The organism is Tenacibaculum dicentrarchi (assembly GCF_964036635.1).
Lineage (GTDB): Bacteria > Bacteroidota > Bacteroidia > Flavobacteriales > Flavobacteriaceae > Polaribacter > Polaribacter dicentrarchi.
Genome location: NZ_OZ038524.1, coordinates 1,491,856 through 1,503,132, shown reverse-complemented (window position 1 = coordinate 1,503,132; position 11,277 = coordinate 1,491,856). Strand labels below are relative to the sequence as shown.

Genomic DNA, 11,277 nt, shown 5'->3' with positions numbered 1-11,277 from the left:
TAGCGTGTAATTGAAATATTCAAATTATGAAAATATTAGCTATAGATGATCAAAAATTAGTTTTAATACCGCTAGAAATTAGATTAAAAGAATTAGGTTATCAAGTTGTTACTGAAATAAACGGAATTAAAGGAATGGATTTATTTAGTTCTTTTCAACCAGATTTAGTAATTGTAGATCTTAATATGCCAGGAATTTCAGGCATGGAAATAGTAAAACATATTAGAATAACTAAAAATTCAGATACACCAATTATGATTTTATCAGGTAATACCGATGATAATATGATAACACAAGGTTTCGATTTAGGTATTAATGATTACATGAAAAAACCACTGAGTTTAGTAGAGGTATGCGCTAGGGTAAAAAGATTGATTGGTATTCCGAAGACTATAAATAAAACCATAAATTATAAAGGAGTAATTATACAACAAAGATGTGTTGGAGTTGTAATTCCTTGCTATAACGAAGAAAAAAGGCTTTTAAGCCAGGATTTCACGGCTTTTATTGATAAAAATTCAGGATATCATTTGTGTTTTGTAAATGATGGAAGTACTGATAAAACATTAATTGTTTTAAATGATTTAAGAAAAGGAAGAGAGGATTTTATTACAATACATAATTGTGTAGAAAATGGTGGAAAAGCAGAAGCTGTTAGACAGGGAATGTTATATATGTCAAAACAAAAAGATTTAGATTATATAGGTTTTTTAGATGCTGACTTATCTACGGATTTAACTGATTTTGATGAATTAGTTTCTACTATTGAAAATTCAAATTATAAAATTGTGAGTGGCTCTAGAATAAATAGGATGGGGGCAAATATTACAAAAGAATCCGCTCGTAAAATAATAAGTTTAACTATAAATTTTATCATCAGAAAAATTCTTTCTATGGATTTTAAAGATACCCAATGTGGTGCCAAAATTTTTAAGAAAGATGTTATCGAAATTTCTTTTGGTAAAAAATTTATAACAAAATGGATTTTTGATGTTGAAATATTTAAAAGAATTACACATCATTTTGGTTTAGATGAAGCAAAAAATATATTGTGTGAAAAACCCCTAAAAAGATGGATTCATGCAGATGGATCTAAATTATCAATGAAAGATTCTGTGAAAATTATAGGGCAATTAGGGCAAATAGCTTGGGCTTATAGAAAATAATAAATCAATAGAATAGTTATTAACTAAAATATGAAAAAAGGATTAATTATAATTTTTGGAAAAAAAGATGCTAATGTTTTGAGTAATTTTTGTTTAAGATTTTTTTTGAATCAAAAAATAAAAATATTACTAATTAATAATGGTAATCATAGAATATTTTTTGATTTTTTAAATATCTTGAAAAAAACATCGAAATGCGATATTTCAATTTTAACTTTAAGAAGTGAAAAAAAAGCATTATTAGCAATAAAAGCAGGGGTTAGGTTTTTATCAACCATAAAAAATATTGGTTTAATTATACATACAAATCCAACGGATATGTTAAATGGAAATTGGATTAATAAAAAATTAGATTTATCAAATATAGAATTACCTCACAAAAAAAATGAAAGAATATTACTAAGACAGGTGTATTCTATGAATGAAATAATTAATTATTAAAATATAATATTATGATTTTAGAACAAACTATAAAAAAAATTTTTTTAATCGAAGGAAAAATACAACATTATGATTGGGGTGGGAAGAAATTTATCTCAAATTTAATTAAAAGAAAAAAAAATATTGCTAATTATGCCGAATATTGGTTAGGAGCACATTTAAAAGCACCATCAATTATTAAAACAAAGGCAGGTAATATTTCTTTAGATTTCTTTTTAAGACAAAAGCCAATTGAGTTTTTAGGGGTAAGAGTAGCTAAAACTTATGGAAAATTACCTTACTTATTTAAAGTGTTAGATGTTGATAAAATGTTATCAATACAAGTACACCCAACAAAAAAAGCAGCAGAAATAGGATTTAAACGTGAAAATAAAAAAGGAATTTTATTAACTGCAAGAAATAGAAATTATAAAGATAAAAATCATAAGCCAGAAGTAATGGTTGCTTTAAGTGACTTTTGGCTATTACATGGCTTTTTAAAAAGTGAAAAAATAATAGAAAATCTTGAAAAAACAAGTGAATTACATTTTTTATTATCAACTTTTAAAACGCATAATTATTTTGAATTATACAAAAAAGTGATGCAGTTTTCTCAACAAGAAGTCAATGAAATTTTAAAGCCTTTAGCGAATAGAATTTTACCAGATTTTTTAAATAATAAAATACAAAAATCATCACCAGAATATTGGGTAGCAAAAGCATTGGAAAATAAAAGTTTAGACAATATTGATAGAGGAATTTTTTCTTTCTATTTTTTTAATATTGTAAACTTATCAAAAGGAGAAGCTATTTTTCAAGATGCAGGAGTTCCTCACGCATATTTAGAAGGAAAAAATATTGAATTAATGGCAAATTCAGACAATGTTTTAAGAGGTGGACTAACATCTAAACATATTGATGTTGAAGAGCTTTTGAAAAATACAAAATTTGAAGAAACAATTCCTAAAATATTATATGGTATTAAAAGTCCGCTTAATGATGAATTAGTATACCAAACAAAAGCAAAAGACTTTAGACTAAGTAAAATTCAATCTAATGAAGCGATAAGATACAATTCAACATCAAAATCGATAGAAATTTTAATTATTTTAAAAGGGAACGCTACTGTTATAAGACATAAAAATCGCATTAATATCGAAAAAGGACAAGCGATTTTAATAAAAGCAAATACTCGTTATAGAATTGTTTCTTCAAAAGGTGTTGAAATTTATAAAGCTAGTGTTCCTGATTAGGTTAGTTAAATTCTAACTGCATCAGGAACTAATCCAGTATAATCACCATCATTTCTAATAACATCACGTACAATTGATGATGAAATATAGCTTTTACCTGATGATGTTAATAAAAATACTGTTTCTATTTCTGAAAGTTTTCTATTTGTATGAGCGATGGCTTTTTCAAATTCAAAATCGGCAGGATTTCGCAAACCTCTTAAAATAAATTGAGCATTTTCTTCTTGACAAAATTTTACTGTTAATCCGCTATAAATAACGACCTTAATTTTAGGTTGATTTTTAAAAGTTTCTTCAATAAAATGTTTTCGTTCTTCTAATGAAAACATATATTTTTTATCAGCATTTACGCCAATTGCAATAACAACTTCATCAAATAAAGTAACGCCACGCTCAATAATATCTAGATGCCCAAGTGTAATAGGGTCAAAAGACCCTGGAAAAATAGCTTTTTTCATGTTTTTAATTATTTATTGCCATTTCAATAGCGTTTCCAAATAGTTCGGTTAAATTAATACCTGCGCAATTTGCTTGTTGTGGTAAAATACTGGCTTGAGTTAAGCCAGGAACGGTGTTTATTTCTAAGAAATAAGGTTCATCATTTATAAAAATATATTCAGAACGGGTAAAACCTTTCATATTTAAAATATCATAGACTCGTTTTGAAATTTCCGAAACACGTTTTTCTTGTTTTTCAGTGATACGTGCAGGTGTAATTTCTGTTGATTTACCTTCGTATTTTGCCTGATAATCAAAAAAATCATTTTCTGATACAATTTCCGTAATCGGTAAAACGGTGGTTTTTCCTTTATATTGAAAAACCCCCACAGAAACTTCTGCACCGTCTAAAAAACTTTCAATTAATATTTCGGAATCTTCTTTGTAGGCAACTTCTAGAGCAGGAAGTAAGGCTTCTTTACTGTGTACTTTTGAAATACCAAAGCTAGAACCTGCATTATTGGGTTTTACAAAACATGGTAAGCCAACTTTTTCAATGATTTTATCAATATTAACAACATCACCTTTGTTCAAATACACCGAAATTGCTGTTGAAATTCCGTAGTTTTTTAAAACACTTAAAGTATCTCGTTTGTTAAAAGTTAATGCCATTTGATAAAAAGACGCTGAGGTATGCTTAATTCCGATTAAATCAAAATATGCTAAAATAGCTCCATTTTCGCCAGGTGCGCCATGAATAGCATTAAAAACAACGTCAAAAGTGATTTTTTTACCATTTACATCTGCAGAAAAATCATTCTTGTTAATAAGGTGTTCTTCATTTTTTTTATCGACTAAAACCCATTTATCTTTTAAAATATGAATTTTATATGCGGTATATTTTTCTGTATCGAGGTGCGTGTAAACTACTGTTCCGCTTTTTAAGGATATTGCTGCTTCCGAAGAATATCCTCCCATAATAATCGCTATATTTTTTTTCACGTTACTATTTTTAAAATTATTTTTTATGAAAATTTAGAGGTAATAATATAAACAAACTTACTAAAAAAAATCTTTAAGAGTTCGTGAGTTAAAAATACTAATATTTTTACTGTAAATTTGCAACCTTATCAAAATAATAGTAAAATATATTGCTAAAAAAAGATTAACAAATAAATAAAAATATGAGTGGTTTTTCAGAAAAATTTAAAAATTTATTTCAATTTGTAAAAAGTAAAGCATTTTTTATGCAAATAGGAATTGCAGTAGCTTCGTTATTTATAACTGTTTTTGTGTTACAATGGTGGTTAGGGTTTACAACAAATCACGATCAAAAAATACAAGTTCCTAATTTACATAAAATGTCATTAGTAGAGGTTGAAAAAAAATTAAAGGAACTTAATTTAGATTTTATTATTATTGACAGTGCTACTTATAATCCTGAATATCCAAAAAAATCAGTGATAGAACAAAACCCAGCGGTAAACGATTTTGTAAAAGAAAAACGTAAAATTTATTTAACATTAAATCCGTCTAAATATAGAGATATTGAAGTCCCAAATTTAAATGGTCGAACAAAAAGACAGGCAACAACACATTTACAATCGCAAGGCTTTATTGTTGGTAAAGAAATTACATGGGTAGAAGATATTGGTAAAGATGTTGTAAGAGGCTTAAAATACAACGGGAAAGAAATTACAGCAGGAGTAAAACTGCCTAAAAAAACAACAATCAACCTAATTTTAGGTGATGGTAATGGTAACTAATTTATATAATTGATTAATGCAGGAAGACACGAATTTAGAAATAGAAAATAACGAATTACACGAACATCACAGGTTTGTAGCAACCGAAGGGCAAGAGCCATTAAGAGTCGATAAATTTTTAATGAATTTCATTGAAAACTCAACCAGAAGTAAAATTCAGCAAGCTGCAAAAGCAGGGAATGTGTTGGTAAACGAGGTGGCGGTAAAGCCAAATCATAAAGTAAAACCAAGAGATATTGTTCGTGTTGTTTTAGCATATCCGCCAGCGGAAAATTTATTAGTAGCCGAAGATTTACCTATTGATATTGTTTATGAAGATGATGATGTAATTGTGGTAAATAAAGCTCCAGGAATGGTGGTACATCCAGGGCATGGAAATTACTCAGGAACTTTAGTAAACGGATTAATTCATCATGTTGAAAACTTGCCAACCAATTCAAATGAGCGTCCTGGTTTAGTACATCGTATTGATAAAGATACCAGCGGATTGTTAGTGGTTGCAAAAAATGAGTTTGCAATGACACATTTATCAAAACAATTTTTTGATAGAACTACCGAACGTTTATATTACGCCTTAGTTTGGGGTGATGTAAAAGAAGATACCGGAACTATTGAAGGAAATATCGGGCGTAGTTTTAAAAATCGTTTGCAAATGGATGTTTTTACTGATGGCGAACATGGTAAACATGCGGTAACACATTATAAAGTTTTAGAGCGTTTAACCTACGTTACATTAGTACAATGTAAATTAGAAACAGGAAGAACGCATCAAATTAGAGCACATTTTAAACATATCGGTCATACCTTATTTAACGATGAGCGTTATGGTGGTGATGCCGTTTTAAAAGGAACAACTTTTACAAAATATAAGCAATTTGTAAAAAACTGTTTTAAAACATTGCCAAGACAAGCTTTACATGCTAAAACATTAGGGTTTACGCATCCTGTAAGTGGTGAGTTTATGCAATTTAATACAGAAATACCTGCTGATATTGAAGCCTGTTTAGTAAAATGGCGTACCTATTCTGAAAATTCTAAATTAGAAGAATTAGACGAAGAATAATTTTTTTAGAAATAATTTATATAAAAAAACCAGCTTTTATCGGCTGGTTTTTTGCGTTATTGTTTTAAATAGTAAAATATTTAGTAGCAATTTCCCGCTTTCCGCACTCGCTTTTTTTTGAAGAAAAATCAAAAAAAGAGCTCAAACAAAGCTTCAATCGGGGCTAGGCATTTGTGCTAGTTTTTTTATGAAGACAATCTCATTTTTACTAAGCTCATAATTCTATCAAATTGGTCTTCTAATCCCATATTAGAATTGTCAAATTCTATGGCATCATCGGTTAAAATTAAGGGCGAATCTTTTCGGGTAGAATCAATACGGTCACGCTCTTGAACATTGTGTAAAATTTCTGGATAATTTACATTGTCGCCACGGTCTAATAATTCTTTATAACGACGTGTTGCTCGTTTATCGGCAGAGGCGGTCATAAATAATTTTAATTCGGCATCAGGAAAAACAACCGAACCAATATCTCTACCATCCATTACAATACCTTTATTTTTACCCATTTCTTGTTGTTCGCTAACTAATTTTTTACGAACCTCTGAAATGGTTGCAATTTTACTAACAAGTCTTGATACTTCAATGCTTCTAATTTGAGTTTCAATATTACTATTATTTAAGTACATTTCAGCAAACCCTGCTTTTTCATTAAAAATAAATTTAAGTGAAATATTCTGTAAATCAGCAATTAAATCAGCAGAATTAAAATGCGTGTCTGAAATATAATTATGTTGCATTGCGTACAAGGTAACCGCTCTGTACATAGCGCCTGTATCAACATAAATATAGCCTAATTTTGTTGCTAATTGTTTGGCAATCGTACTTTTTCCTGTCGATGAAAAGCCGTCAATGGCTATGGTAATTTTTTGTGTCATAAAATAATCAAAATAGAGGCACGAATATACAATAGATTTTAGGATTTTCTTAAGGGTTTTTATTAAAAAAGCCTACACAAAATAGTTGTTGTTTTATTTGATTATATATGTTTTTTTACATATATTAGATATAGATTTCGTATTTACTATTTTTTTTCTGTAAAAAAGTTTACATTTGTTCTCCCCTTAAGTAATATTTTAAAATGAAAATAATTAAAAGCACCTACATACTTTTAGGGATATTTCTCTTTTTTATGAGTACTTCCATTGTATCTCAAACATTGTTGAAGCCTAAAATACAATTTACATCAGCGTGTGATGATACTACAAATACAAGTAACGATTATACGGTTACATTTAGTTACAAAACATCGGCATTCGCTGCCGACAATACATTTACTATTGAATTGTCTGACCCAAATGGTACTTGGAATAGCCCTGTAAACTTAGCAACAATCGCTACGGAAAACGATACCTTTACTTTTTCGAGAACTTTTCAATTACCAAAAACTTTTGTTAAAAATTATAAAATAAGATTAGTAGCAACTTCGCCTGTAATGACAAGCCCCGATTCTGAGTCTTTTTATAGATTATTTAATGACAGGGTTTTAAATAATTACGAAGATGTAGTGCTTTGTGATGGCGCTACTACTAAATTAATATTAGATACCGATCAACAAGGGGCATACACTTGGTATAGAGATGGCAGTATAATTACAACAACAACGGATCCTTTTTTAGAAGTTTCGGCTTCGGGTAAGTATCAGGTTAAAATAGATTATGGTGCTTGTGGTTTTGGAAAGTCAACATTAATAGAAGTGGTTACTTTTAGTGAAACAGATGCACAAATTAATAGCCCTGATGTTGTTGAAATTTGTGGTGATGAATCGCATACTTTTCAAGCGAATGTTACGGACACTTCTTATACTTATACTTGGTTTTTAGATAATCAAGTCGTTCAATCGTCAAATAGTTCAACATATACAACGCCCACTGTAGGGCAGTTAGGGGTTTATTCTTTAGAAATTGATACAGGTGTTTGTGTAACTACCTCAAATAATGTAAGCTTAAATCAAAAAAATGCGCCTAGTTTTACCATTACAGAAAATACCCCTTTAGCATCGGTATTATTACCTGGAGAAGCTAAAGATATATCGATTACAGTAAATAATGCCGCTAATTTTGAGGTTGAATGGTATAAAGATGATAAAAGATTATTTGGTGTAGATGGAACGTCTTTAAATGTGAATCAGCCAGGTACTTATATTGCAAATGTTGTAGAAACAGCTACAGGATTATGTTCTTCAGGCTTGTCATCACAGCCAATACGCTTGTTGAGTGTAAAAAGATTTGAACCTGTTATGATTACAGATGACAATTATGAAAGTTGTAACGCCACAGGTGTTGATTTAAAACTACAACAAGTAAATGTTATTGCTCAAAATGATAACGAGTATGTTTTAACATCGGAGCAATTAGAACTATTAAATTATCAATGGATTTTAGACGGTGTAAATATTGTTAATGCTACAGACAACAAATTAACACGTAGTTCATATACGCAAAACGGAATTTATACGTTAGGGATTAGCGCAGGACATTTAAATAATGTATCTTCTAGCGAATTAGATATTAAACTAATCGCTAAGCCAGCAGTAGTAACATCAGAACCGTCTTCAAACTCATTATGCCCAGGAGGTATTATTACCTACACAATAAAAGATGTAGTTGATGGTTATACGTATCAATGGTTTAAAAATGATGATCAAACAGCTTTAGGAACTGATGTAGCCGAGTTTGTAGTAAATGAAATAGGTACTTATACCTTAAAAATGACAGGCTTTGGTTGTGAAAAAATAATAGAAACACTAGAAGTTGTTTTGTTTGATGCAGAGGCTATTGTTGTAACACCATCAGAAAAGGTGGTGCTTAAAGAGGGGGAAAGCACTGGAATAACAGCATCAGGGGCAGAGTCATATATGTGGTATGAAGGTGAAAATACCGATGGAACCCTTTTATCAACAAGTGAAACCTTAGAGGTAACATCTTTAGGTTTTTATACTGTAGTAGCCACTGCAGGAGCTTGTGGAATAGAAAAAACAATTGAAGTGATAGCTCAAGATGAACAGGTAATTGTACCAAATATCGTAACCCCTAATGCCGATGGAGTTAATGATACTTGGAGTATTTCAAATAAATATGCCTTTCAACCAAAGGTAAGTGTACAATTATATAATGCTAATGGAAAAGAAATATTTAAAACAAATGATTATCAAAATGATTGGCCTTTTGAAAGTTTAGGCAATCAACGAGTTTTTTATTATAAAATAATAAAAGAAAATATATTGATTAAAGCAGGAACAATATCTGTGTTAGATTAAATGTTTAAAGATGATTAAAAGAATTACATTATATATTATAACGCTATTTTTTACAGTACTTTCTATAGAAGCACAGGTGTCAAGTAGTGCACAGCAGTACAATAGTTTTACTTCACGTAATTTTATGAAGTTTAATCGTTTTTTAACAGTGCCAACTTTTTCATCATTACGAGAAAATAAAACTACAATAACAGCTATTGTACGTAATAGTAATATTGATTTTGAAGACAACCCGAGGTTACACGTGGTTTCGTACGCAGGAAAAATGCGTGAAAACATAGGTGCAGGCTTTGCTATTTATCAGCAAGAAGTTGCAGGTATGAAAGATTTTGGTGCTATCGCGAATTACGCTCAGCGATTGCAATTAAGTCAAAGCCTAGATTTAACCTTCGGTTTTAATTTTTTATATAGTAGAAGTAGTTTAGATTGGGCTAGGGTATTGGTGAAGAATAAAGAGGATTCTTTTTTAAGTAATTTTCAAGATATTCCTATTGTAATGCTGCAACCTGCGGTAACCTTATCGTTTGGTAAGTTTGATGTAGGAGTGTTTTTTGAAAATTTAATTGATTTTAATTTGAAAAATAGCGAATTAGCAACTACTTTTGGCGAAAAAACAATATCAGCTCATGCAATGTATTCTCACGAGTTTACCTACGCTTCAGGTATTTTTGAAGGTACAGATTTGAGAACATTAATAATCGCTAGAAAAGAAGGTACAGAAGGCTTTAGTGGTGCAGGTACTATAATATTAGATTTGCCTAAAGCAGGTTGGATTAAAGCAGGTTACGATAAAACTTATGGTATGTCTGCTGGTTTAGGTGTTAATATTTCTGATAAACTAGCTATAGGATTTAGTTATGAAAAAAATAAATTTTCGGCAACGAATGAAGTTGGTTTGGTTTATACTTTAGGGCAAAAAAGATATACTCGAGAAATATCGAAGAGAAGAACGGGTAAAGTAAATATTACTTTGCCAAAAAGAAAACCTAAGAAAAAACCTGTATATAAAGATGAAGAGCATCATGATTTATCTGATGAACTTCAGCAAGCACAAGACTCTATTAATAATTTAAATAAAAAAGTAGATGAGGTGCTTCGAATTTTAAAAAATCAACCAGCATTAATAAAAGAGGTAATAAAAGAGCCAAAAACATTTATTCCTAAGGAGATTAAAGGCGATGAAAAAGACACTTCTTTAAAGAGAAGATCAAAAGCACCTTGGCGTGAAAGCACTATTACGAAATCTGACGGAGGCGGAGGCGGAACGATGTATTATGTAGTTTCAGATAGGTACAGAAATAAAGAAAATGTAGAGGTTCTAATAGAAAAATGGAACAGATTAGATATAGAGGCTAAATATATTTACGACCCTACCGATAAATGGTATTACGTATATATTGACAGATATGCAAAAGAGTCGGATGCTGAAGATAAAGTGTACGATTTTAACGATAAAACCCGTCTGTTTGAAAATAACGACAAAAACGATCAATCATCAATAAAGATGAAAAAAGGAGGTAAAGATCCTGTTTATGTGGTTAAATTAACTATTGGTGAAAAAGGTGATTCATATAAAGAGCCTAAAAAACAACCGCCAGCAAGGGTAAGAACGATGTCAAACTCACAAGGAATTGAGCCAGGGTATTATTTACAGGTTTATGTAAATTCAAAAAAACCATTAGCAGACAGAAATGTAGATGAGCTAAGAAATGACGATATTGAAGCAGGGTATTTTATAAATCCAACCACAGGTTATATGCACGTGTATATAGCAAAGACAGATAATAGAGAAGAAATTATCCGTTTATATAATAGCAATTTAGATGGCGCGTTTTACGATCGTAAAACGATAGTACATATAAAATAATAAATTTTTAAAGAATTTTCCCAAATAATAAATTTTATCAATATG

General features: G+C 30.0%; 10 protein-coding genes. 7 read left to right on the top strand and 3 right to left on the bottom strand.

Annotated features, from left to right (window positions below):
• Positions 1–26 precede the first annotated feature (26 nt).
• The 3 genes from ABNT14_RS06515 to manA are packed head-to-tail and all read left to right on the top strand — an operon-like array spanning position 27 to position 2,839.
• On the top strand, positions 27–1,166 hold the full coding sequence (locus ABNT14_RS06515) for a response regulator (RefSeq protein ID WP_101901507.1): 1,140 nt from the start codon (positions 27–29) through the stop codon (positions 1,164–1,166).
• Positions 1,167–1,196: 30 nt separating this feature from the next.
• Positions 1,197–1,607: a hypothetical protein gene (locus tag ABNT14_RS06510; RefSeq protein ID WP_101901509.1), complete on the top strand. Its 411-nt coding sequence runs from the start codon at positions 1,197–1,199 to the stop codon at positions 1,605–1,607.
• Between the two features lie 11 nt (positions 1,608–1,618).
• Positions 1,619–2,839, top strand: coding sequence for a mannose-6-phosphate isomerase, class I (gene manA, locus ABNT14_RS06505; RefSeq protein WP_101901510.1), 1,221 nt, complete (start codon positions 1,619–1,621; stop codon positions 2,837–2,839).
• 5 nt (positions 2,840–2,844) lie between these two features.
• Here the strand turns inward: manA and coaD are convergent, their stop codons facing one another.
• Positions 2,845–3,297, bottom strand: a complete 453-nt coding sequence (gene coaD, locus ABNT14_RS06500; protein WP_101901512.1) for a pantetheine-phosphate adenylyltransferase — start codon at positions 3,295–3,297, stop codon at positions 2,845–2,847.
• A gap of 4 nt (positions 3,298–3,301) precedes the next feature.
• The gene (locus tag ABNT14_RS06495) at positions 3,302–4,279 is read right to left on the bottom strand and encodes a D-alanine--D-alanine ligase (protein ID WP_101901514.1); all 978 of its coding nucleotides are present in this window, start codon (positions 4,277–4,279) and stop codon (positions 3,302–3,304) included.
• 182 nt (positions 4,280–4,461) lie between these two features.
• Here ABNT14_RS06495 and ABNT14_RS06490 point away from each other — a divergent pair, with 182 nt between their 5' ends.
• Positions 4,462–5,043, top strand: coding sequence for a PASTA domain-containing protein (locus tag ABNT14_RS06490; protein WP_101901516.1), 582 nt, complete (start codon positions 4,462–4,464; stop codon positions 5,041–5,043).
• 16 nt (positions 5,044–5,059) lie between these two features.
• Positions 5,060–6,106 (top strand): RluA family pseudouridine synthase, encoded by a 1,047-nt coding sequence (locus ABNT14_RS06485; protein ID WP_101901518.1) that lies wholly within the window; start codon positions 5,060–5,062, stop codon positions 6,104–6,106.
• Positions 6,107–6,291: 185 nt separating this feature from the next.
• Here ABNT14_RS06485 and cmk read toward each other — a convergent pair whose 3' ends face one another.
• Positions 6,292–6,984: a (d)CMP kinase gene (gene cmk / locus ABNT14_RS06480; protein ID WP_101901520.1), complete on the bottom strand. Its 693-nt coding sequence runs from the start codon at positions 6,982–6,984 to the stop codon at positions 6,292–6,294.
• Positions 6,985–7,187: 203 nt separating this feature from the next.
• Between cmk and ABNT14_RS06475 the strand changes: the two genes are divergently transcribed.
• Positions 7,188–9,365 (top strand): gliding motility-associated C-terminal domain-containing protein, encoded by a 2,178-nt coding sequence (locus ABNT14_RS06475; protein ID WP_101901521.1) that lies wholly within the window; start codon positions 7,188–7,190, stop codon positions 9,363–9,365.
• A gap of 10 nt (positions 9,366–9,375) precedes the next feature.
• Positions 9,376–11,232, top strand: coding sequence for a PorP/SprF family type IX secretion system membrane protein (locus ABNT14_RS06470; protein ID WP_101901523.1), 1,857 nt, complete (start codon positions 9,376–9,378; stop codon positions 11,230–11,232).
• The last annotated feature ends 45 nt before the right edge of the window (positions 11,233–11,277 follow it).